This window comes from Maribacter sp. (genome assembly GCA_020629415.1).
GTDB classification, from domain to species: domain Bacteria; phylum Bacteroidota; class Bacteroidia; order Flavobacteriales; family Flavobacteriaceae; genus Maribacter; species Maribacter huludaoensis.
Map to the genome: position 1 here is coordinate 1 of JAHDDL010000014.1, position 22741 is coordinate 22741.

A 22741-nucleotide genomic window follows, 5' to 3' on the forward strand; every position below is an offset into this window, starting at 1 on the left:
ATCATATCTTGGTAACCGAACATGGTTCCCCGATCGGTGATAATAGCTTGCTCGTTTCCTGTTTCGGTAACTTTATTTACGGCATGCTTCATACTTTCAGGACTCATAAATTGCCCCTTCTTGATGTTGACCGTTTTACCTGTTTTTGCGGCGGCAACTACCAAATCGGTCTGGCGGGCAAGAAATGCCGGTATCTGCAATACATCTACATATTCTGCAGCCATGGCAGCATCTTGTTCTGTATGTATATCGGTAACCGTAGGTACTTTGAATGTCTCAGAAACTTTACATAGAATCTTCAATGCCTTTTCATCTCCAATACCCGTAAATGAATCTAATCTACTTCGGTTAGCTTTTTTGAAACTTCCTTTAAATACATAAGGAATTTTAAGCTCGTCGGTTATAGTAACAATATGCTCTGCAATACGCATTGCCATGTCTTCACCTTCAATGGCGCAGGGTCCAGATAGTAGAAAAAAGTTATTACTGTCGGTATGTTTTATTTGGGGTATTAGAGATAGGTTCATTCGTCGAATATTTTTGAACAAAGATACTATTTTAAGAAGCTTACTGTTCTATTAGGATAAGATTGTCGAAATCCCAAATCGAAATGAAAATCAAACAGTTTTTTATAGCAACAATATTTCTCGTTTTTGCTGCTAATGCACATGCTCAGTTCGGTAAAAATTGTGAGTTACGACAAGTAAAAATCAATCTACTTAACCCTGGTCTTGAATATGAAATGGCTTTGGGCACCAATACAACTTTTGATATTAAAGCAGGTATACAAGTAGCGTTAGATCCTTTGTTGCCAGATGTATATAGTGAATTTGGCATTTTTCCTGCAGTTGCCGCTCAATACCGCTATTACTATAATTTTGAAAAGCGTCAACGTAAAAGAAAACAGATTTATGGTAATTCTGCCAATTATGTGGCTCCGGCGGTCGCCGTTTTCTTTCCGGGTTCAAGAACCATTGCCAATGAAAACGTAGAAGGCGCTTTTGGTTATGCCGGTTTGGTAACAGGTATACAACGTAGTTTTGATTCCGGATTCAACTTTTCTGTAGATGTAGGTGCTGCATATTATGACGGACAATTTGAGGGCGGCATTTATCCGGTAGCGAATTTAAGCATTGGTTTTATCATCAGTGAAAAGCGATGGTGTGTAGGTCGTTAATCACGTAAGTATTTTCTTAATATTTCTATAAATCAGGTGGTTACTTTTTTTTAATCATGTAGTTTTAGTTGCAACATCAATCTAACTACATGAAAAAAATTACACTGATTCTTCTATTCCTATCTATTACAACGGTACATTCCCAAATCAGGGATTTTTCTGAAAAAGGCAACGGACTCATAAATCTAGAGCGTCATCAATTTACAATTAACTTATTGGGACCGGGAATTAGGTATGAGCTAGGTCTTTTTAAAAACGTAAGTGCATCTACCAGTTTTACACCGGCATTTGCTAGGTATCAAGAGGGTTATGCTTTAGGTTTTGCTTGGCATACCAGAATTAGATATTACCATAATTTTCAAGAGCGTTTAGATGTAAATAAGAATATCATAGGCAACTCAGCCAACTACATTGGGCCTGCACGTAGCATTTTCTGGGAGCCATTACAGTTTACGGATAATATCTCTGACGGAAATAGTGATTATGCCTTTGCATTCTATGGCGGAGTATACGGCATTCAGCGAACCAACAGAAAAGGTTTCAATGTAAATGCAGAAGTGGGTTATGGCTATTTTGATTCAAAAACTTTAGATAGTGGTCATGGCTTTTTGCTTCATGTTACCTTTGGGTGGGTGGCCACAAAAAGAAAATCTAGGAAGCCCACTTTTGATTAATGTGGTCTGGTATTTGATGCACATCCCGAATAAAACCAAACCAGATTATAATATGAAAAAGATTATTTTTTTATCCGCTATGCTGTTGACCTCTTTTTACGCTAAGGCACAAAAAGGGAAATTAGTGGAAGACAAACTTTTTAAAGTTAACTTGTTGGCACCTGGCATTTCTTATGAGCTTGGTATAGCTGATAAAACTACCTTGAATTTAGAGGCGTTCTTAGGTTTAGCACTGAATGGTGGGTCAGATAGATCAACTAATTTTGGACTGTATCCAGGTTTAGAGGCAGATGTAAGGCAATACGTAAATTTTAATAGAAGATTAAATAAAGGAAAGAATATATCTGGTAACTCTGGTAATTATGTTGCATTTTTAAATCAACTTCAATTGGGCAAGCCAATAATCGGTAATTTGGAATACGCCTCGGATTATTTTTATAACGGTGCTTTAGTATATGGTATTCAGCGTACTTACAAAAAAGGATTCTATTGGGGCTTGGCTTTTGGTCCCGGTATTTTTGTTGATGATTTTTATAAGGATGCAGGTATTTTAATAGATGTTAGACTTGGTTGGGTTGTAAGTGGTAGGAAAAAGTAGGAAACCCATTAGGGAACTGCCTCAAAATCAATAAGATAAAAATAACATAAGTTTAAGTGTAGCTATAAATATTTAAAGTATCTTTGCACGCTTAAATAAGACCTTTTATGTCCACTACAACAAAGAATATTGCGATCATTGCGCACGTTGACCACGGTAAAACGACCTTGGTAGACAAAATAATGTACCACTGTAGCCTTTTTCGCGAAAACGAGAATACAGGCGATTTAATTTTGGATAATAACGACTTGGAAAGAGAACGTGGTATTACCATTACTTCTAAGAACGTTTCCGTTATTTATAAGGATACTAAAATAAATATTATCGATACTCCCGGTCACGCCGATTTTGGTGGTGAAGTTGAGCGTGTATTGAATATGGCAGATGGTGTTTTGTTGTTGGTAGATGCTTTTGAGGGTCCTATGCCACAAACACGTTTTGTACTTCAAAAAGCGATCGACCTTGGTTTAAAGCCTTGTTTGGTAATCAACAAAGTAGACAAAGAAAACTGTACTCCAGAAGAAGTGCATGAAAAAGTTTTTGATTTGATGTTCGAGCTGGGTGCGGAAGAGTGGCAGTTAGATTTCCCTACTGTATATGGTTCTGCTAAGAACAACTGGATGAGTACCGATTGGCAAAATGAAACGGAAAACATTGAACCATTGTTAGATATGGTAATTGAGCACATTCCTACTTTTGAGCCAAAAGAAGGAAATACTCAAATGTTGATCACTTCTTTAGATTTCTCTTCATTTACAGGTAGAATCGCTATCGGTAGATTACAAAGAGGAACTTTAAAGGAAAATCAGCAAATTTCTTTGGTAAAACGCGATGGTACCATCGTTAAATCAAAAATCAAAGAATTGTACGTTTTTGAAGGTCTAGGTCGTAAGAAAGTAGAAGAGGTTGAAACTGGTGATATTTGTGCTTTGGTTGGTGTTGAAGGTTTTGAAATTGGTGATACCGTTGCCGATATTGAAAACCCAGAAGCTTTGAAGACCATTGCAATAGATGAACCTACCATGAGTATGTTGTTTACCATTAACGATAGTCCGTTCTTTGGTAAGGATGGTAAATTCGTTACTTCTCGTCATATTAATGATAGACTTCAAAAAGAATTGGAAAAGAACTTGGCGTTACGTGTAAACGAAACAGATAGTGCAGATAAATTCTTGGTATTCGGCCGTGGGGTATTGCACCTTTCAGTTTTAATTGAAACAATGCGTCGTGAAGGTTACGAATTACAAATTGGTCAACCACAAGTTATCATCAAAGAGATCGATGGTGTTAAATGTGAGCCAGTTGAAGCATTGACTATAGATTTACCAGAAGCTGTTTCTGGAAAAGCTGTTGAGATGGTTTCTATGCGTAAAGGTGAAATGACCAGTATGGAAGCTAAAGGTGAGCGTATGATCTGTGAGTTTATAATTCCTTCTAGAGGTATTATAGGTCTACGTAACCAATTATTGACCGCTACCGCTGGTGAGGCTATAATGGCGCACCGTTTCTTGGAATACCAACCAATGAAAGGAGATATTCCACAAAGACAAAATGGTTCTTTGGTTTCTATGGAAACAGGAAAAGCAATTCCTTACTCTATAGATAAATTACAAGATCGTGGTAAGTTCTTTGTTGATCCGGGTGAAGATATTTACGAAGGTCAAGTTATAGGTGAAAACTCTCGTGGAGATGATATGACCGTGAACATTACAAAGACTAAAAAATTATCTAACGTTCGTTCTTCTGGAGCTGATGATAAAGCTAAAATTGTTCCTGCAATTAAGTTTTCTCTAGAAGAAGCATTAGAATATATTCAAAAAGATGAGTATGTTGAGGTTACTCCTAAGTTTTTACGTCTACGTAAAATCTACTTGACCGAAAATGAACGTAAGCGAAATAAAATTGCATAAATAAAAAAGCTCCTTGAAAAAGGAGCTTTTTTTAGCTCTTAATCTATAGAAACCACCTACTTAGGTGGTTTCTTGTTTACAGCGTGCTTCATCTTGTTTTAAGATAAGCTTTATGGTGCTTTTATTGGTTAGGTATAACATCAATTAGTAGCGTTGTACTACGAAAAACGCAAAAAATTAAGATAGATTTTCCTACTTTCTTAATAATGAGTCTATCCTGCATTTTTCTTCGTTTCTGCATAGAATTTTATCTAATTTAAAGTGGTATTAAATTCAACTCAAACAATTAATAATATGCAACTAACAGGTAAAAATGTGCTCATTACCGGAGGAACCCGGGGTATTGGTAAATGTATGGTTCAACATTTAATTAAAAATGGTGTTACCAATATTGCGGTCATTGCACGCGACAAACAGAACCTAAAGAATCTATCATTAGAATACCCAACGGTAAATTTCATTCGCATTGCCGGTGATATTGCCAATATTCAGATATTAAGAGATGCTGCGGCACGTATAGAAGATAAATGGGGGCATCTTGATATATTGATAAATAATGCGGGTATTGTTGCTGCAGGTCCTTTAGAGGATATTCAAGATGAAGACTTGTACGATCAGGTTGCCGTTAACTTAACTGCGGTCATGTTGTTGACCAAATACTGTATTCCGTTATTGAAGTTTTCTGAAGATGCCTACATCTTGAATATTTCATCAGGATTAGGATTGATAGGTATGCCTTTCTATGCGGTCTACGGAAGTACCAAAGCTGCAATTCGCCAGTTTTCAGATTCTATGAGAAGAGAATTGGCGCCTTTTAAAGTGTCCGTAACCTGTGCTTTTCCTACCGCTACGGATACGGAAATGATGCAGAAGTTTAAAGGTAGAAAGATGGATGCACCGGAGTACGTTGCAGAGCGTTCGCTTGAAGGATTATTTAATAAAGAGATTCAAGTAATTTTTGGTGGTGAAGAACGACTCAAAGAAAATACCTTGAACTTTGAAGCACCTGAAGAATTGGATAAAAAGGTTGCCGAGAATTACGAGGAACGAAAAATGGCCAGTTTAGATCATAAAGCCGTATAATCTACACTGGGAAATCAACAAACGGCGAACAACTATGAAATTACTTTACAAACTATCCCTATTATTAGTACTTGCAGTTATTGTATCCTGTAAAGAAACACCTAAAAAAACAACCGAAACCGCTAAGGAAGTGGTGACGGAAACTAATGTAATAGCTTACCCAGATTCTTGGGTGTCTTCTAGAGTTGCAAAAGCAAAAGAAAGATTAAATGGCACGGAAGCGGGAAAAGTTATTTGGAATGCCATGGAAGCGCATGGTGGATTGGATACTTGGTATGCTAACGGTCCGGTTACTTTTCGTTTCAATTACCAACCTTTAGATGGTAAAACGGCCAGAGACAGTTACCAAACAGTAGATACTTGGAGCAACCGGGCAGTACACACAAGTGCTACGGATAGTAAGGCTAAATTTGGTTGGACAGGTGAAAAGGCCTGGGTTATGGCAAAAGATAGTACTGCTTTTGCCTATGATACTAAATTTTGGGCATTGACACCTTTATGGTTTGTTGGTCATCCGTTTGTATTAAGTGGCGATGGCGTGAACTTAGAGCTATTGCAACCTACTACATTTAAGGATAAAGACTACAATGTGGTAAAAGTTACATTTGATGCAGGCACGGGCGATGCACCGGACGACTATTATATTCTATATGTAAATAAAGAAAGTAACAAGATTGCGGTTATGAGATATATTGTTTCTTATCCGGAATATTTTAAGGACGGTGGCCACGCTCCAGAAAAATTCACGGAGTTTATTGGTGAGCAAACCGTAGACGGAATTACCATGCCAGGAGGATTTAAGACGTACTGGACTGTGAAGAACGATCAGCCGGGAGAATACATAACTAAAATTGATTTTACAGATGTGTCTTTTGAATCTGATTTGCCTAAAGACTTTTTTGATACCCCGGAAGGTGCAAAAATTTTAGAGTAATATCTTTTAAAATTCAAGTAGTTTTCAACTAAAAAAAGCGTGTATCTAAAATACTTTTTAGATACACGCTTTATATTTACTATGGCTTAAAATTTACTCGGTAGCGCAAGCATCATATGCTTGACTGTAAGCTAAAAGACCTTCTTTGGTGTTCTTGTATTCGTTGGCCATAATTTTAGCTTTAACGGCTTCACATTCCGTACTTAAAGCTGCTAGTTTCTTGTTGAAGCCAAAAACAAAATCTTTGCTCATTGTAGAGACACCTTCTTCAGTGTTGCTATATTTTAGAACATATTCTTTGCCCATATGTTCGTATAAGGATATTTTGTCTCCTTGGTAAATTGCTTTTGCAAATTTTGGAGCATTGGTTTTATCGCTCGCAACTGATGATGTAAAACTTATCACCTCGTAAATATCGCCAGTAGTCAATACAATTTGTTTGCTGTCCGTAGCGGCAACTGCTTTAGCTGTGTTGTTTTCGTCTAACATCTGTATGGCTGCGCTCGCCTTTGTCAATTCTTCCACAGCTACTGTTGTTTGTAAGGTGTCGTTTGTTGCTGTTATTAAAAACGCTACAGCTTTTTCAGATTCTTCCGCCGGATCATCGGCATATACAATTTCTACATCTGGCTCATTGGAAAGGTCTTCTGTAACAACCTCAAAATGCCTTGTGGAAATTTCGTTTATTGTAAAGTCCTTTATTAATTCTTCTGCATTTCTATTCAATCGTTTACCATCTTTTTTGTCGTAATCGTTGGTAATAATTAGGTCTGCATATTTTTTAACCTTTTCAGGTAAATCTAAGTTTAAATAAATTTTTGCAATATTATAATAACTGGCATAGCGTACTTTTTTATGCTGTTTGTCATCTTCATTATATCTAGTTGCTACATCATTGAAATAATCGATCCATGGTTGTGCTTCAGTATATAGTTCGTCAACAGGTAAATCATACTGCATTTTTGAAAATATCGCTTTTAAAGCTTCAGATGCCTCTTGGTGATTGGCAAATTCTGGATGTTTTTTAGTTGCAATTATCCAAAAGTGTTGTGCTTGGTTAGAGGTTACTGGAACATAACCATATCTATAATTGATTTTGCTGTTTGTTTGGTTGATCATGCTATTGCGATGCTTATTACGATATTTATCTCTAATGCTGTAGCGATTATTATTGTAGAAAGCACTGGCCTTAGAATAGGTCTTATGGCCTGTGCTAGCATAATTGTCGTCTTCAGTTAGGGTAAAAGAAGAATTTTCTCCAGAATCTGAGTTGCTGATCGAAACTGTTGCCGAAGAAGAATAACTACAAATTACGTCATACGTATATGTAGTTTTAAGAACATTTCCTTCTTTGTCTTTATCCTCGTGTTTATTTTTTTTAATATCAACTTCGCCTATTTCGGTTCCATGAAAATTGAATCTAAAATCAAGCGTACCATTTTTTGCCACTCTAGAAAATCCTTCTAAAAAAATATTACGGCTACTAGAGGTAAATGTTCTTTTTGAATCATCTACGACAGGTATTTTAGGGAGGTCTACATAGGAAGTCTTAAAGTATTCGCGATCTAAATTTGCTCTCTGTGCCAAGATTTTGGTGGCGGTAAGACAGCAGATAATTACAAGTAAACTAAGTGTTTTTTTCATTTTGGTTGTTTTGGTTGGTTTAAGTAATATATTGAACAACAAATAGTACACTTTGTTTTAAAGCGTATTAAAAGTGCAATCTATGAATGCGTAAATTCTATTTATGGTCAAGTGATTTGTATTGCGTAGCCACTGCCGCGCCAATAATACCTGCGTGATTTTGAAGCTTTGCTGGTATTACTTTGGTATCGATCTTAATTTTGGATTTAAACTCATCAAAATCCTTTGAAGCGCCGCCACCAAGAATAATCAAGTCTGGTGAAACGATCAATTCTACATATTCTAAGAACGTATTGAATCTTTTCCCCCATTTTTTATAGGACAACTTTTCGCGGTCTTTTGCTGATCCCGCTGCCCATTTCTCAATTTTGCTATATTTTTTATAAGGAATTTGTCCTAACTCAAAATTAGGGATCAATCTTCCGTCCAAAAATGCGCCACTTCCTAAACCGGTACCTATGGTAATCATAACAACAAAACCTTTTTCCCCTTTACCGGTACCAAAGTTCATGGTAGCGTAACCAGCGGCATCTGCATCGTTAATTACGGTGAAATCCAATCCGGTTTTTTTCTCCAATAATTTTTCAACATTGACACCTAACCAGCTTTTGTCCAAATTTCCGGTAGCTTTACAGACTCCGTTTTTAATAATGGTTGGGAAACCGCAGCCCACTTTACCTTTGTAGTCAAAATGTGCCACGATTTCGGCAATTACATCGGTCATTGCTTCTGGTGTTCTAGGTATGGGAGTGGGTATTCTAAATCTTTCAGAGATCATTTCTCCGGTTTCAGAATTAACTAACGCTCCTTTAATTCCAGAACCACCTACATCAATACCTAGTAAAGTCATTTTATATTTTGTTATGAATTACAAAGAAACGAAAAAGTTTCGGCTCTTTGAAGTGAGATTATTTGGGGCAATTTTAGTGTTATACAATTGAAAGATAATAACATAAAAAAAGGACCTTTTTAGAGGTCCTTTTAATTTTTTGTTATTCGGGCATAAGCAGTCCCGTAATTGTACTTACTTGAATTTCTTCGTCGTCTTCGTCTAATTCAGAATCTACCGTAAAGGTAATAGAGAACTGTTTGCCCACTAATTTTTGACTCTTTAAATCATACTTGGATGTTACTTCGTCTACTACGTTTGTAAACTCTGTACTGTAACCTTCGCCATCTGTAAATACATAAACGCCATCAATATAGCCTTCATAAGTACCGTTCATGGTACTGGTTTCTTGACCAAATGTCGTTAAAGAAGAAACTGCAACGAACAATACAATTAAAAGTGATTTCATTTTTCTTTTGTTAAGTTAATTATAGATTTTTTTTGTTCCGTTTTCAGCACTTTTTTAAGGTGATAAAAGTTGATACAAATGAAATCTAATTAGTTGAATAACGAATAATTTTATCATTTTATTATGATAGTTTTTTTTATTCCTAAAGAACTGTAGGTCAGTGGGCTATTTTTATAATCTGGAGTATTAAATAATTGTACTTTAGAGTATATAATAGAAAAATTACATACTACCTTTACTCTGTTAATCAATACTGCTACATTGAAGAATTATAACTTGCAAAAAATAGGTATACTTGTTGTTCTACTGTTTTTCACGACGTTGAATTTTGGCTTTTCACAAGAGAAAATAGCCTTTGAAGCTATTCAAAACAATATTGAAAAGTATAAAAATGATCTTCGTGGTCCTTATAAGGATATTCGTTGGTTCTGTACGGACGGTAGTGTTAGACAACCAAAAGATCCCTGCCCGGATAATATTGGTCCTGGGGTGCAACATGCCCGTTACAAAGATGAAGTGGTCTCCTTGGGTAAGACCAATCATATTTATTTAGGACAAATTTTGGCATATACGGATTTTGATGAGTTTTGGGATGCCGGTCATAACCACTCCCGCTTAAAACAATATCAATTGGATAAGTATTTGCGTTTGGTAGATAATGGCTGGATCAATCAAAAAGGACAGTACTATAGAGGATCGGTACAGGTAGAAGACGAAGAAGCCTGGGGAATCGATTTTTATAAAACTATTTTGGCAGATGATAAAGTTCTGCTCCATAACTTTTATCTCATACGCCAATCTTTAAAAGATATCCCCCATAACGGTGATGATAATGTTGCACAATTAATGCGAAGCCAATCTAAGGTAATTTCGGATATATACACACCGTTTATGGACCTTAGAACCAAGATCCATAGTCAGCCGGAAAAAGCCGATATTCAAAAAGTAACTGATTTTAAAACGAAACATCAAAAAACATTGACAACCGATCTAAATAAAAAATTAGACGGATTGTTAACTACAATGAATACGTTTTTTAAACCGGTTGATGTTCAGGCGTTGCTTAACACTTCTAAACTGGTTAAAGGAACTTTATTGGGAGATAAAGTACAATCTTTTATAAATGCAAAGGTAGATAATGACAATCCACCGTATGTAGTAAATGAAACGGCTCAATTACTTTTAGATATCAGGGAAGATCTGTTAACCGAAAAACGGTCTTTGGCACGTTTGCAGTTATTGGATATTTCTTTGAAGTTAGAAGAGTTGCTATTTCAAAGCGCGCCTAATTGGGAGCCCGATACGGTTAGTGGTCAGTTAGAAAAAATATGTGCATTGACCACGGCATCTGTGGGTGCCGGCTATCTAGAATTGTGGGAGTGGGAGCAGATTTCTGGTACGCTCAGTAAATTTGGTGAAAGTAAATTGACTTTGGCAGAATTGACACAAGTGCTAGAAACGGCAAGATCTGCCGTGGAGTGGAGCGCGGCGACAGTTAAAGCCAATTATCAAGAAGTAGTAAATACGTACACGGCTTTTGAGCCTAAATCATATGCATTTATAGATGATAGAATAAGGGGTTCCGTTGCTTTGCATTTAGGGCAAAGTGTGGGGCAGTTGGGCGATTTTATATCTAAAGAATCCGCTTTGTCCAACAAGGTTATGGATATTTCCAATCAAAGTACCTTCAGGGGGTTGAACCCTGGTTATGCCTTTGGTGAATTGGTGGTAGTAGATGGTTCATCTGAAGATATTGAGGTATCGGCAGATAAAATTTATATTTTTCAGCGCTCTCCGTCAGACCTAAAACCTGTGGCAGGTATAGCCACTGTGGCTGAAGGTAATATGGTGTCGCACGTACAATTATTGGCGCGTAATTTAGGTATACCCAATGCCGCCCTATCTGATCAGAATCTTCAGAGTTTAAAGAAGTATGATGGTGACCGTGTATTTTATGCGGTTTCTAATAAAGGGAACGTGATCTTAAAACCAGAAGCGCAAATGACTGATCAAGAACGCGGACTGTTCCTAAAGAAAGAACGAAATACGGATAAGATAGAAGTGCCAGTTGAGAAAATTCAATTAGGTACTACAGATGTGCTGAACATGCGAGATGTTGATGCAAGTGATTCCGGAGCTTTATGCGGACCAAAAGCCGCTAACCTTGGTCAGTTGAAAAAGATGTTTCCAGAGCAAGTGGTAGAGGGGTTGGTAATACCTTTCGGGATTTTTAAAGATCATATGGATCAGACCATGCCTGGCGAAAATACTTCGTATTGGGAGTTTTTAAATAATATGTTTAAAGAGGCTGAGCGCATGAGAGGTGCAGATGTGCCTGAACCCGAAGTTGAAAATTATCAATTAAGACAATTGGAGACGCTAAGAACGGCAATTAAAAAAATGCCTTTAAAAGAAGATTTTAAAAATCAATTGGAGATTAAATTTAAATCGGTTCTTGGTGCTGAATTTGGTAAGGTTCCTGTATTCTTACGTAGTGATACCAATATGGAAGATTTAAAGGAGTTTACCGGTGCCGGACTAAACTTGACTTTATTCAACGTGTTGGACAAAGAAAAGATTATTGAGGGTATTAAAGATGTTTGGGCATCGCCATATACAGAGCGTAGTTTTAAATGGCGCCAAGTGTATTTGTTGAATCCAGAGAATGTATTCCCTTCTATTTTGGTGATCCCAAGTGTAGATGTAGATTACTCGGGCGTATTGATTACAAAGGGGATTAATTCAGGTAATGATAAAGACTTGACCGTTGCATTCAGTAGAGGTGCGGGCGGTGCTGTTGATGGGCAGTCAGCGGAAACATATACAATCTATAGTGATAACGGATATCGCTTATTGGCGCCTGCGCGTGAAGCCCTATATAATACGCTTCCTGCCACAGGTGGTACGGGCAAAAAAATAGCCACTTTTGAGCACAGGGTTTTGAATGAAAAGAACATGGCAGATATTAAAACCTTGGCAAAGACCATTAGAGAAACCATGCCAAAAGAAACAAATTCGGATTATGAGGGTGCTTATGATGTGGAATTAGGTTTTAAGGAAGACAAATTATGGTTGTTTCAAATAAGACCGTTTGTTGAGAATAAAAAAGCGTTGAGTTCTGGGTATCTGGAATCCATTACCCCAAAAATTAATACGGCAAAAGAAATTTTACTGAGTACAAAAATATGATATGAAAAGAAATTGGTTTTATTTGTTAGCCATATGTTTTCTTGTTTTTATGGCTTGTAATTCAGATGTTACATACAACAAATATTAAAGGTTGGTTTAGAAACGAGTATGAAGAAAATTATAGTATTGTTAATCGTAGTTTTGAGTGCATCCGCATTTACAACGTACAAATATTACCCAATTGATGGTTACAAGCGCACAGGCATTAAACGCTTAAAACGGTTGGAGCTCATCAAGAGCGGAGAGATTAAAGATGCATCGGCTTTACCTGTCGGTGCCATGAAATCGTACAACGATATTCAATTGAACTTGCTGTCAAGAAAGAATGATAGTGCAATGGGTCTAATGCAGGTAGATGCAGATTTTCAGAAGGAAATCAGTGCCTTGTTTCGCGGTTTGGATAAAAGTTATTCGTTAACGGTTTTAGATATATCGGACCCAGAAAATGTTCGCTACGCAGAACGAAATGAGACTTCAGGCTATCAGCCAGGTTCTGTAGGTAAGTTGGCTGTATTATTGGGCTTATTTACACAGTTGGAAAAAAATTATCCGGATTCATTTGAAAAAAGAACGGAGCTACTCAAGAATAAATCTGTTAAAGCCGGAGTTTGGGGCTTAAAGGATGAACATACCATTCCTATCTATAATATTGAAAAGAATACCTTGGTAAAACGTCAAGTAATTGCCAGCGATGTGTTCTCTTTATATGAATGGGCGGATCACATGTTGTCTGTGAGCAATAACGGTGCGGCAAGTATAGTATGGAGAGAGGCGCTGTTAATGGCAGCGTTTGGAGAAAAGTATCCTGAGCTGACACAAGAAGAGGCGGATACTTACTTTAAGGAAACTCCTAAAAAAGAGCTGACAGATTTGAGTAATGATGTGGTTAATTTGCCTTTGCGTGAACTGGGCATTACATCAGATGAATGGCGGTTGGGTAGTTTCTTCACTAGAGGTGCAAATACCTATGTGGGCGATAAAGGCGGTAGCATAGGTTCGCCACAGGGTCTAATGAAATTCTTGGTCCAACTGGAACAAGGTAAGGTGGTAGATGAAGCATCAAGTTTAGAGATGAAACGATTAATGTATATGACCGATCGTAGAATTCGCTACGCACAGTCACCGGCATTGAAAGAAGCCGCTGTATATTTTAAGTCGGGCTCTTTGTACAAATGCGATAGAAGTAATGGGGAGGCATGCGGAAAATACATGGGCAACGTTACTAATTTCATGAACTCGGTCATCATTGTTGAGCACCCGGATAATTGTAGGTATATGGTGGTATTGATGACAAACGTACTTCGTAAAAACTCTGCCAGTGACCATATGTATTTAGCGGGTAATATTGATAAAATTATTAGAAAATAGATTTACGATCAATCAGTTTTCTAATACATATTAAGATTTAAACTTGTTATGTAGTTCCTCTACAATTGTGGCTACTTTTTTGTTTTTATCAATTCTATTCAGAACTATTGCGGAATTTTGACGCTCCTTACAGTTTTTAATGGCGCAGCGCTCACAAGTAACGCCAACTTGCTGCGTTTTAATACTTGGATCGTTTAAAAACTTCACTTTTTTAGCAAGTTGTTTGTTCATTAAAAGTCCAATGCTGATACTTCTGTATTGATTGTCCTTAAATGGATCCTTTGTTGCAGATGATAATACAATGTATTGGTTGCCCTCGCCTTGGTAATTAGATATTTGAATATCGAATTCATGCTCTTTTTGGCTCGTTTTAATATCGTTCAAAACCTTTAACGATACCCAACGACGACAATAATGCTCATTGGTTTCATTTGCTCTGGGCGAATGTTGATGAGAAAGATGAAGTTCTTTTTTTAGATGGTATTTTTTGCTGCCCAACCTATGGGTAAACCTTAAAAAGAAGAGATTTTGTATCGCAAAAAAATTGGGTAAAATATTGGTTAATCGCTGGTAAAAAGATTCTGGCGATGCATTATAATTGTCTATTATGGACAAGAACTTATCTGCATTAAAATTTCCTTCTTTAAAAACCTCATCTAATTGTGGAGTCACCTGTGTTTTGGGTATTAATAGGGCGCCGGCAAAATAAGAAGCGTAAAAATTATTCAGTACTTGGTCAAAATTTTCAAATTTTATCCAAGGAAAAGAATAAAGTCTATCTGTATATGCTAAAAAGTTATAACCTATTTCTTTTGCATAAATAAAAGCACGTTGAGCTTCATTAATATCCGCAGAGAGCAGTAAAGTTTTAGTTTCCGGAACAAAAAGAGATCTTAGGTTTTCCAAAGCCTCGTATTTTTCTAATTCTCCATTGTTAATACTATATCCATATTCTTCTATTAGTATTTCTTCTAAGTCTTTTGAAGAAAGTTTTTTTGATAAATCTAAATGATACGCTTTTGCAAATTTGAGAACCTCTTGCTCTAAATTTTCGAAATAGTTGTTGTTTGCCTCTTGGTAAGAACGCAAAGATGCTAGGAAAAAACTCTCTCTACTAAAACTATAATGTTGTGCAATTTCTATTATGGTGCTTATAAATGCATTGACTTTTGCCGGGGCGTTAGCAACAATATCAATTAAGTCACTTTCTTTAATGCCAAACAGGTCAAGTGGTATTTCTTTTAAAATTTTAGACTGTAATAAATCACCAATAGGGGCAAGATTCTTATCTAGCTTTAAAGAAACCATTTGATCGTAGGGTACCTCTAATTTTTCAGAAAGTAAGATGATTTTATCAGGTTTTGGATATTTTTTTCCTTTCTCGATCTCATTAAGATAAGATTTAGAAAGTCCGCAAATTTTAGATAAGCCAAATAATGACAAATCCTTTTCTGTTCGTATCTGCTTAAGTTTTAAGCCGAAAATGAGTTTTATATATTCTTGTTCCATATTGAGATTTTAAAGATACTATATTTTGCGTTCATCAGAAATAAAGTGAATTTTATCTATTTAGCGAACGTTCGCTTGTTTTGTAAAATATTTTATTTTATCATTGTGTCAACAAAAACTTTTAATAATGGAAAACACGATTTTAAAACATCCAAAAATTCAGTTCGCGAATCAGGTTCAGCATTACTATCCTGAGATTTTAACAGACAACGCTTTGGCGTTTCTTACGGCACTCCATGAAAACTTTAATGAGAAGAGATTACAGTTGCTTAAAAAACGTGAAGTCCAGCAAAAAGTCTTTGATAGTGGTAAGTTTCCACAGTTTCCAAAAGAGACGAAAACTATTCGTGAGGGAGTTTGGACTGCAGGAAGTATACCAGAAGATTTACAGGATAGAAGAGTAGAAATTACCGGTCCTGTTGATCGTAAGATGATTATTAATGCTCTAAATTCCGGAGCTAAAACCTTTATGGCAGATTTGGAGGATAGTAATTCTCCTAGTTGGAAAAACAGTATTGAAGGGCAGCAGAATTTGATGGACGCCAATACAAAGACCATTAGTTTAACAGATACTAAGCGGGGAAAATCATACCGGTTAAATGAAGAAACGGCTGTGCTTTTAGTGAGGCCAAGAGGTTTGCACTTAAATGAAAGACACTTGTTGATTAATGAAGAAGAGGCTTCTGGAAGTTTGGTAGACTTTGGGTTGTACGTTTTTCATAACACCAAGACCATGATGGAAAGAGGAACGGCACCTTATTTCTACCTTCCAAAATTAGAGCACTATACAGAAGCTCGTTGGTGGAATGAGGTTTTTGAATATGCCCAAGAGTATCTAAACGTGCCAAAAGGAACATTTAAAGCAACTGTTTTGGTAGAGACCATTACTGCTAGTTTTCAATTGGACGAAATCATTTTTGAATTAAAAGATCATATCGTAGGGTTGAATTGTGGTCGTTGGGATTATATTTTCTCATACATTAAAAGGTTTAGAAACCACGCTGGTTTTGTGGTGCCCAATAGAGATCAGGTTACTATGACCACCCCGTTTATGGATGCCTATGCAAAATTGGTCGTTCAAAGATGTCATAAGCGTGGCATACTTGCTATTGGCGGTATGGCGGCACAAATTCCTATCAAGAACAATGATAAAGCCAATGCGGAAGCTTTAGAGAAAGTGCGAAAAGATAAGGAGCGCGAAGTACAAAATGGTCATGATGGTACATGGGTAGCACACCCTGCACTGGTAGAGGTTGCTATGAGCGAATTTAATAAGCACATGCCTACACCAAACCAAATGCATGTTTTACGTGAAGATGTAAATGTGACGGAGGAGGATTTGGTTGAAATTCCAAGAGGCACTATTACGGAAGCCGGAATAAGGAAAAATATAAACGTAGGTATTTTGTACACCGAAGCTTGGTTAAGGGGGCATGGTGCAGTGGCACTATATAATTTAATGGAAGATGCCGCAACGGCAGAAATTTCTAGAACTCAAGTATGGCAATGGTTGAAGAATGAAGTTATTCTTGAAGATGGGCGCCAATTGAATACTGATTTATTTACAACGATATTCGATGATGAGGTTGAAAAGCTTGTTACCGAGGTTGGTGAAAATAATATGAAGAACACCAAATTTGAGTTGGCTATAGAGTTATTCGATCAGCTGGTGGTTTCAGATGATTTCGAGGAATTCTTGACCTTACCTGCCTATAAATATATTTAAAAAAAAACGATCCTGCCATTGCGGCAACAATGTACAGGATCTCATTATTAATAATAACGTAATTCAAAATTATGAAAAATTTAGAACAAAGCATGTACAGTTCGGCATTGGAGACTGTAAGAAACCTAAAGCAAAAGTACGGGGATACTTGGAATGACATTAACCCTGAAAATGCCGCTAGAATGGTCGCTCAAAACCGTTTTAAAACCGGTTTGGATATTGCAAAATATACAGCTGGTATCATGAGAAAGGACATGGCGGATTATGATGCAGATTCATCTAACTATACACAATCTTTAGGTTGCTGGCATGGTTTTGTGGCTCAGCAAAAAATGATTGCCGTAAAGAAACATCATAAAACAACGAGTAAAAGATACTTATACCTTTCTGGATGGATGGTGGCGGCCTTGCGTTCAGAATTTGGACCATTACCAGATCAATCTATGCACGAGAAGACTGCAGTTTCTGGTCTAATTGCGGAAATCTATGATTTTTTACGTCAGGCAGATGCTATTGAATTGAACGATCTATTCAGGAGATTGGAGCATGGGGAAGACGTTCAAGATGAAATCGATAATTATGAAACCCATATCGTACCCATAATTGCCGACATAGATGCTGGTTTTGGTAATGAAGAGGCTACTTATTTATTGGCTAAAAAAATGATACAAGCGGGTGCATGTGCCATTCAAATAGAAAATCAGGTGTCAGATGCCAAACAATGTGGGCATCAAGATGGTAAGGTAACCGTTCCTCATGAAGATTTCGTAGCAAAACTAAATGCAGTACGATATGCTTTTATTGAATTGGGAATTGACGATGGGGTGATCGTAGCAAGAACGGATTCTGAAGGTGCGGGACTTACCCAGAAATTGCCGGTAAGCCAAGAGCCTGGGGATTTAGCTTCACAATATTTAGCTTTTGTTGAGGCAGAGGAAATTGCGATTTCAGAGGCTCGTGAAGATGATGTACTATTAAAAAGAGACGGCAAATTGGTAAGACCGGTTCGCTTACCAAACGGATTATATAAATTTAGAGATGGTACTAATATAGATAGGGTAGTTTTGGATTGTATTACCAGTTTGCAAAATGGTGCAGATTTACTGTGGATAGAGACACCAACACCTAATGTAAAACAGATTGCCCATATGGTAAACAGGATTAGAGCTGTAGTACCTAATGCAAAATTGGTTTACAATAATTCTCCATCATTCAACTGGACATTGAATTTCCGTAATCAAGCGTATGATGAAATGCTTGCCGAAGGTGAGAACATGACCGAATATGATAGAAATAATTTAATGGCAGAGGAGTATGATGATACAGAGCTGTCTTACAGGGCAGATCGTAAAATTAGAAGCTTTCAGGTAGATGGGGCTAGAGATGCCGGTATTTTTCATCACCTAATTACACTACCAACATATCATACTACGGCTTTACATATGAGTGACCTTACCAAGGGTTATTTTGGTGAAGAAAGTATGCTGGCATACGTGAAGGGAGTGCAAAGACAAGAAATTCGTAAAGGTGTTTCTTGTGTAAAACATCAAAGAATGGCCGGGTCTGATCTAGGTGACGATCACAAATCTTTCTTTGCGGGCGATAAAGCTTTAAAAGCAGGTGGCGAAAAGAATACGTCTAACCAGTTCGATGCCGGTGCCAAAAGTAAAAAGAGAGAAAAAGAAGTAGGCGTTTTGTCTTAATATATGTGGTTTTGCTTACTTTCCTTAAATGGGTCAACCTACGGGTTGGCTCATTTTTTTTGTTTTAAATTATCAAAGTACTAAAACCAAGTTAAATATTTTTTTATAACAAAGCACTTGCTTAGTTTTGTAATGTAATTAGAATAAATGGCACGCAAAAAACAATATAACGAAGCTGAAGTCATAGAAAAGGCAATGCGTCTTTTCTGGCGTAATGGCTATGAAAGCACTTCCGTTCGTATGTTGGAGAAAGAAATGGGCATTAATCAGTTTTCCATATATGCCAGTTTTAAGAATAAAGAGGGTGTTTTTTTAGAGAGCATTAAACTGTATAATGCAAAGATAAAGTCCATAACAAATATCTTGGAAAACTCTACTAATGGGGTAGAGGGTATTAAAGATTATTTTTTGGATTTTCTAGATTTCTCAAGGGAAGGAGCCATTTTTAAAGGTTGCTTGGTAACCAATACGGTAAATGAAATCAAAGAAGATACTAATCCGGTAATTATGGCCGCATTAAAACGGTTTTCATTAAATATTAGAAAATTGTTTGTAAGGAATCTAAAACAAGACGACCAAAGGGATGTAAAAGAAATAGAAGCGCAAGCAGACTATTTAATGAACGCTCTTTTAGGTTTGTCAATTTCATCTAAAGTATTTAGTGAGGAGGAATTAAAGGGCATTATTAAAATTACGTTTTTACACTTGTAGCATTTTTTTTGAACAATAACTAAGCGTTTGCTTAGATTTAACATAACTATAATAAATATTAAAATTAGAAAGAGTATGACAACTTTAAAAGTACACAACATTGAATCTGCACCAGAAGGTAGTAAGTCATTATTGGAGAATTCACAAAAGGCTTACGGAATGATTCCTGGTCTGCATGGAGTATTGGCGGCTTCACCAAAAATTTTGGAAGCATACCAAACGCTACACCAATTATTTACTGAAACTTCTTTCAATGAAGAAGAATTGACCGTGGTTTGGCAAACGATAAACGTAGAGCATGCATGTCACTACTGTGTACCGGCACATACTGGTATTGCCAAAATGATGAAAGTTGATGATGCCATTACAGAAGCATTACGTAATGAAACGCCGTTGGCCGATGCAAAATTAGAGGCCTTAAGAACAATGACTTTGACCATTGTACGCAACCGTGGTAATGTAACACAGGAGGATTTAGATGCTTTTTACGCAGCAGGTTATGGTGAGCAACAAGTATTGGAAATTATCTTGGGACTATCACAAAAGGTAATCAGTAATTACACAAACCACATTGCACATACTCCGGTAGACGATGCTTTCAAGAAATTTGAATGGTCTAAATAATTTGGTTTCAAGTTCCCCGAAACCATTTGTTGATTGATTGTGAATAGCCTTCTGTCTTAAGGCAGAGGGCTATTTAATTTTAATAAACTAAATACATGAAAATGAAAAAAATAGCAATAAACGGAATGGGGCGTATAGGTCGCGCTTCTTTAAAAGTAATTTTGGATACTCCAGAGTTAGACTTAGTAGCGGTAAATGACATCGTATCCATAGAAAACATAGCTTATTTATTAAAGTATGATTCGGTTTATGGAATTTATGAAAAAGAGGTTTCGCATGATGAGAGCAACTTGATCATTGATGGAAAAAAAATTCAATATAATTCACAACGCAATCCTGAAGATTTGCCTTGGGCAGAACACGAAATTGATGTTGTAATAGAAAGTACCGGTTTCTTTACCAAGAGTGAAGATGCCAAAAAACATAATAAAGCTGGTGCTAAATCCGTAATTATATCTGCACCAACTAAAAGTGAAGATATACCAACGGTTGTACACGGTGTAAATACAGATGCAGGTGAAACCAATATTTTCTCTTGTGCCAGTTGTACCACCAATAACATTAGCCCGGTTGTAGAAATCTTGGGGCGTAGAGTGGGTATTAAAAAAGCCATAATGACTACCGTGCATGCCTATACTGCCTCTCAAGGTATTGTAGATGCACCTTCACAGAAGAATTTGAGAATGGGTCGTGCCGGTGCGGCGAATATTGTACCTACATCAACAGGTGCGGCAATTGCAACGACAAAGGCATTACCGGAATTTGCTGGTAAGTTTGATGGTGTTGCCCTACGTGTGCCAATTCCTGTTGGGTCAATGTCAGACTTAACTTTTGTTACAGAACGTGAAGTAACCCCTGAAGAAGTAAATGCTATTTTTAAGGAAGAAGCGGCTACCGATAGGTATAAGGATATTTTGGATACTACAGATCAGCCTTTGGTTTCGTCGGATATTGTAAAGAATCCGCATGCATCTACCGTAGATTTGGGGATGACCAGAGTAGTAGATGGCGATTTGTTGAAAGTGATGACCTGGTACGATAACGAATGGGGGTTCACCAATCAAATGATTCGTCAAATTTTGGCAGAAAACTAAATTAGATAGCTGATCTTGACATAAAAGATTGGCTATTTTTATTTATCAACTTAAATAAAAAACAACATGATAAAAGTATCCGTTATGTATCCAAATAGCGAAGGCGTGAAGTTTGATACGGAATATTATAAGAACACACACTTGCCAATGGTTCAAAAACTGGTGGGCAGTGCATTGAAAGAATTGGAATTGGATTTAGGTGTTGGTGGCAGAGTACCGGGCGATGCTGCACCATACGTAGCCATTGCACATTTAAAGTTTGACGATGTAGCTTCTTTTCAAGCTGCTTTTGTTCCACATGCGGCAACATTTGCAGCGGATGTCAAGAACTATAGTAATGTGCAAGGTGAAATTCAAATCAGTAATTTGATTACATTTTAAGTGATGAAAGAGAAATTGAAAATAGATATTGTATCTGATGTAGTTTGCCCTTGGTGCGCCATTGGGTATAAGCGTTTGGAAAAAGCAATTGAAGAACTGGGAATTGAAGACCAAGTAGAGATTGAGTGGCAACCGTTTGAGCTGAATCCGGGTATGCCGCCAGAAGGTCAAGATCTGACCGAACATATTACCGAAAAGTATGGTTCTACCTTAGAACAGCAACAGGAATCGCGTGAAAACATGACGGATATAGGAGAAGAACTAGGATTTAAATTCGACTATTTTGAAGGTATGCGTATGGCAAACACTTTTGATGCTCATGTGCTATTGGAATATGCCAAAGAGTTTGACAAACAGACCGAACTGAAATTGCGATTAATGAATTCGTTTTTTAGTCAGCGAAAAGATGTATCTGATAAAGATGTTTTAAAGCAAGCGTTACTAGATGTTGGTTTAAATGCAGATGAAGCATTGGCCAGGTTAGGTAATGAAGAAGCTAGATACGAGGTAAGAAATAAACAAGGGCAATGGAAAAATATGGGTGTAAATTCTGTACCTACAATAGTCTTTAATATGAAAAGTGCCGTAACGGGTGCGCAACCTGTTGCTACTTTTAAACAGATATTAGAAGAACTTATTTCTAAATAAACCAAGTAAACTTTTGAATTATGAACAGGTCAAATAAAATTATTTATTACGTATCCACTGGTATATTTACATTGGTAATGTTGTTTTCTGCAGGTATGTATTTTTTTAATCATGAATATGTAAAAGCGACATTTACCAGTTTGGGCTACCCAACCTATTTAATATATCCGTACGCTACGGCAAAGCTGTTAGGGTTGTTCGCTATTTGGAATCCTAAATTTCATCTAATAAAAGAATGGGCATATTCCGCATTTTTCTTTGCGGTTACCTTGGCATTTTTTGCGCACATAATGGTAAGTGATGGCGAACAAATGGCAGCTGTAATTGCCTGGGTGTCATTGGTAATTTCTTATGTCTTTAGCAAAAGGATTAAAACAGAATAACGAGCATTTTAATATGGGTACTTCTATTGCAAACAAAAATATACGACCAAAAGTATTGTTCTTTGATGTCAACGAAACGCTTTTAGA

At 36.9% G+C, this 22741-nt stretch carries 21 protein-coding genes; 16 read left to right on the plus strand and 5 right to left on the minus strand.

What is annotated here, in order from left to right:
• A partial coding sequence (kdsA, locus tag QZ657_RS07500) for a 3-deoxy-8-phosphooctulonate synthase (RefSeq protein ID WP_291965968.1) occupies nt 1-527 on the minus strand: 527 nt, incomplete at its 3' end.
• A gap of 83 nt (nt 528-610) precedes the next feature.
• Between kdsA and QZ657_RS07505 the strand changes: the two genes are divergently transcribed.
• From QZ657_RS07505 to QZ657_RS07530, 6 genes are all read left to right on the plus strand, one after another.
• Nucleotides 611-1177: a hypothetical protein gene (locus QZ657_RS07505; protein ID WP_291965970.1), complete on the plus strand. Its 567-nt coding sequence runs from the start codon at nt 611-613 to the stop codon at nt 1175-1177.
• 89 nt (nt 1178-1266) lie between these two features.
• Complete coding sequence (locus QZ657_RS07510) at nt 1267-1851, plus strand: hypothetical protein (RefSeq protein ID WP_291963805.1); 585 nt, start codon at nt 1267-1269, stop codon at nt 1849-1851.
• A 52-nt stretch (nt 1852-1903) separates the two neighbouring features.
• On the plus strand, nt 1904-2449 hold the full coding sequence (locus QZ657_RS07515) for a hypothetical protein (protein WP_291963806.1): 546 nt from the start codon (nt 1904-1906) through the stop codon (nt 2447-2449).
• A 107-nt stretch (nt 2450-2556) separates the two neighbouring features.
• The gene (gene typA, locus QZ657_RS07520) at nt 2557-4359 is read left to right on the plus strand and encodes a translational GTPase TypA (protein WP_291965972.1); all 1803 of its coding nucleotides are present in this window, start codon (nt 2557-2559) and stop codon (nt 4357-4359) included.
• A 294-nt stretch (nt 4360-4653) separates the two neighbouring features.
• On the plus strand, nt 4654-5442 hold the full coding sequence (locus QZ657_RS07525) for an SDR family NAD(P)-dependent oxidoreductase (protein WP_276471726.1): 789 nt from the start codon (nt 4654-4656) through the stop codon (nt 5440-5442).
• Between the two features lie 34 nt (nt 5443-5476).
• The gene (locus QZ657_RS07530) at nt 5477-6376 is read left to right on the plus strand and encodes a DUF6503 family protein (RefSeq protein WP_291965974.1); all 900 of its coding nucleotides are present in this window, start codon (nt 5477-5479) and stop codon (nt 6374-6376) included.
• Nucleotides 6377-6469: 93 nt separating this feature from the next.
• Here QZ657_RS07530 and QZ657_RS07535 read toward each other — a convergent pair whose 3' ends face one another.
• From QZ657_RS07535 to QZ657_RS07545, 3 genes are all read right to left on the minus strand, one after another.
• A complete protein-coding gene (locus QZ657_RS07535) occupies nt 6470-8020 on the minus strand; it encodes a hypothetical protein (protein WP_291965976.1) in 1551 nt (516 codons plus the stop codon).
• A 97-nt stretch (nt 8021-8117) separates the two neighbouring features.
• Nucleotides 8118-8870, minus strand: a complete 753-nt coding sequence (gene ppgK, locus QZ657_RS07540) for a polyphosphate--glucose phosphotransferase (RefSeq protein WP_291963685.1) — start codon at nt 8868-8870, stop codon at nt 8118-8120.
• A gap of 142 nt (nt 8871-9012) precedes the next feature.
• The gene (locus QZ657_RS07545; RefSeq protein WP_276471730.1) at nt 9013-9318 is read right to left on the minus strand and encodes a hypothetical protein; all 306 of its coding nucleotides are present in this window, start codon (nt 9316-9318) and stop codon (nt 9013-9015) included.
• Between the two features lie 1023 nt (nt 9319-10341).
• Between QZ657_RS07545 and QZ657_RS07550 the strand changes: the two genes are divergently transcribed.
• Both QZ657_RS07550 and QZ657_RS07555 read left to right on the plus strand, forming a co-directional pair.
• Nucleotides 10342-12507, plus strand: coding sequence for a PEP/pyruvate-binding domain-containing protein (locus QZ657_RS07550; protein WP_291966071.1), 2166 nt, complete (start codon nt 10342-10344; stop codon nt 12505-12507).
• A 108-nt stretch (nt 12508-12615) separates the two neighbouring features.
• Nucleotides 12616-13875 carry a serine hydrolase gene (locus QZ657_RS07555; RefSeq protein ID WP_291965978.1) on the plus strand — a complete coding sequence of 420 codons (1260 nt, stop codon included), beginning with the start codon at nt 12616-12618 and terminating at the stop codon, nt 13873-13875.
• A 30-nt stretch (nt 13876-13905) separates the two neighbouring features.
• Here the strand turns inward: QZ657_RS07555 and QZ657_RS07560 are convergent, their stop codons facing one another.
• Entirely contained in the window at nt 13906-15384 is a 1479-nt protein-coding gene (locus QZ657_RS07560; RefSeq protein ID WP_291965980.1) for a helix-turn-helix domain-containing protein, read from the minus strand.
• Nucleotides 15385-15511: 127 nt separating this feature from the next.
• Between QZ657_RS07560 and aceB the strand changes: the two genes are divergently transcribed.
• From aceB to QZ657_RS07600, 8 genes are all read left to right on the plus strand, one after another.
• Nucleotides 15512-17110 carry a malate synthase A gene (aceB, locus tag QZ657_RS07565; protein WP_291965981.1) on the plus strand — a complete coding sequence of 533 codons (1599 nt, stop codon included), beginning with the start codon at nt 15512-15514 and terminating at the stop codon, nt 17108-17110.
• 71 nt (nt 17111-17181) lie between these two features.
• Complete coding sequence (locus QZ657_RS07570) at nt 17182-18813, plus strand: isocitrate lyase (protein ID WP_291965983.1); 1632 nt, start codon at nt 17182-17184, stop codon at nt 18811-18813.
• A gap of 147 nt (nt 18814-18960) precedes the next feature.
• On the plus strand, nt 18961-19524 hold the full coding sequence (locus QZ657_RS07575) for a TetR/AcrR family transcriptional regulator (RefSeq protein WP_058103703.1): 564 nt from the start codon (nt 18961-18963) through the stop codon (nt 19522-19524).
• 75 nt (nt 19525-19599) lie between these two features.
• Entirely contained in the window at nt 19600-20148 is a 549-nt protein-coding gene (locus QZ657_RS07580) for a carboxymuconolactone decarboxylase family protein (RefSeq protein ID WP_291962747.1), read from the plus strand.
• A gap of 101 nt (nt 20149-20249) precedes the next feature.
• On the plus strand, nt 20250-21242 hold the full coding sequence (gene gap, locus QZ657_RS07585) for a type I glyceraldehyde-3-phosphate dehydrogenase (RefSeq protein WP_291965985.1): 993 nt from the start codon (nt 20250-20252) through the stop codon (nt 21240-21242).
• A 66-nt stretch (nt 21243-21308) separates the two neighbouring features.
• A complete protein-coding gene (locus QZ657_RS07590; RefSeq protein WP_291965987.1) occupies nt 21309-21623 on the plus strand; it encodes an EthD family reductase in 315 nt (104 codons plus the stop codon).
• A gap of 3 nt (nt 21624-21626) precedes the next feature.
• Complete coding sequence (locus QZ657_RS07595; RefSeq protein WP_291965989.1) at nt 21627-22271, plus strand: DsbA family oxidoreductase; 645 nt, start codon at nt 21627-21629, stop codon at nt 22269-22271.
• A gap of 20 nt (nt 22272-22291) precedes the next feature.
• A complete protein-coding gene (locus QZ657_RS07600) occupies nt 22292-22654 on the plus strand; it encodes a DoxX family protein (protein WP_291965991.1) in 363 nt (120 codons plus the stop codon).
• The last annotated feature ends 87 nt before the right edge of the window (nt 22655-22741 follow it).

Excerpts from the sequence above, each read along its gene's own strand:
- QZ657_RS07600 (WP_291965991.1), top strand. The coding sequence starts at position 22,292 with ATGAACAGGTCAAATAAAATTATTTATTACGTATCCACTGGTATATTT.
- typA (WP_291965972.1), top strand. The coding sequence starts at position 2,557 with ATGTCCACTACAACAAAGAATATTGCGATCATTGCGCACGTTGACCAC.
- aceB (WP_291965981.1), top strand. The coding sequence starts at position 15,512 with ATGGAAAACACGATTTTAAAACATCCAAAAATTCAGTTCGCGAATCAG.
- QZ657_RS07555 (WP_291965978.1), top strand. The coding sequence starts at position 12,616 with ATGAAGAAAATTATAGTATTGTTAATCGTAGTTTTGAGTGCATCCGCA.
- QZ657_RS07550 (WP_291966071.1), top strand. The coding sequence starts at position 10,342 with ATGAATACGTTTTTTAAACCGGTTGATGTTCAGGCGTTGCTTAACACT.
- QZ657_RS07590 (WP_291965987.1), top strand. The coding sequence starts at position 21,309 with ATGATAAAAGTATCCGTTATGTATCCAAATAGCGAAGGCGTGAAGTTT.
- ppgK (WP_291963685.1), bottom strand. The coding sequence starts at position 8,870 with ATGACTTTACTAGGTATTGATGTAGGTGGTTCTGGAATTAAAGGAGCG.
- QZ657_RS07570 (WP_291965983.1), top strand. The coding sequence starts at position 17,182 with ATGAAAAATTTAGAACAAAGCATGTACAGTTCGGCATTGGAGACTGTA.
- QZ657_RS07595 (WP_291965989.1), top strand. The coding sequence starts at position 21,627 with ATGAAAGAGAAATTGAAAATAGATATTGTATCTGATGTAGTTTGCCCT.
- QZ657_RS07510 (WP_291963805.1), top strand. The coding sequence starts at position 1,267 with ATGAAAAAAATTACACTGATTCTTCTATTCCTATCTATTACAACGGTA.
- QZ657_RS07535 (WP_291965976.1), bottom strand. The coding sequence starts at position 8,020 with ATGAAAAAAACACTTAGTTTACTTGTAATTATCTGCTGTCTTACCGCC.
- QZ657_RS07580 (WP_291962747.1), top strand. The coding sequence starts at position 19,600 with ATGACAACTTTAAAAGTACACAACATTGAATCTGCACCAGAAGGTAGT.
- gap (WP_291965985.1), top strand. The coding sequence starts at position 20,250 with ATGAAAAAAATAGCAATAAACGGAATGGGGCGTATAGGTCGCGCTTCT.
- QZ657_RS07525 (WP_276471726.1), top strand. The coding sequence starts at position 4,654 with ATGCAACTAACAGGTAAAAATGTGCTCATTACCGGAGGAACCCGGGGT.
- QZ657_RS07545 (WP_276471730.1), bottom strand. The coding sequence starts at position 9,318 with ATGAAATCACTTTTAATTGTATTGTTCGTTGCAGTTTCTTCTTTAACG.
- QZ657_RS07505 (WP_291965970.1), top strand. The coding sequence starts at position 611 with ATGAAAATCAAACAGTTTTTTATAGCAACAATATTTCTCGTTTTTGCT.
- QZ657_RS07560 (WP_291965980.1), bottom strand. The coding sequence starts at position 15,384 with ATGGAACAAGAATATATAAAACTCATTTTCGGCTTAAAACTTAAGCAG.
- QZ657_RS07530 (WP_291965974.1), top strand. The coding sequence starts at position 5,477 with ATGAAATTACTTTACAAACTATCCCTATTATTAGTACTTGCAGTTATT.
- QZ657_RS07575 (WP_058103703.1), top strand. The coding sequence starts at position 18,961 with ATGGCACGCAAAAAACAATATAACGAAGCTGAAGTCATAGAAAAGGCA.
- QZ657_RS07515 (WP_291963806.1), top strand. The coding sequence starts at position 1,904 with ATGAAAAAGATTATTTTTTTATCCGCTATGCTGTTGACCTCTTTTTAC.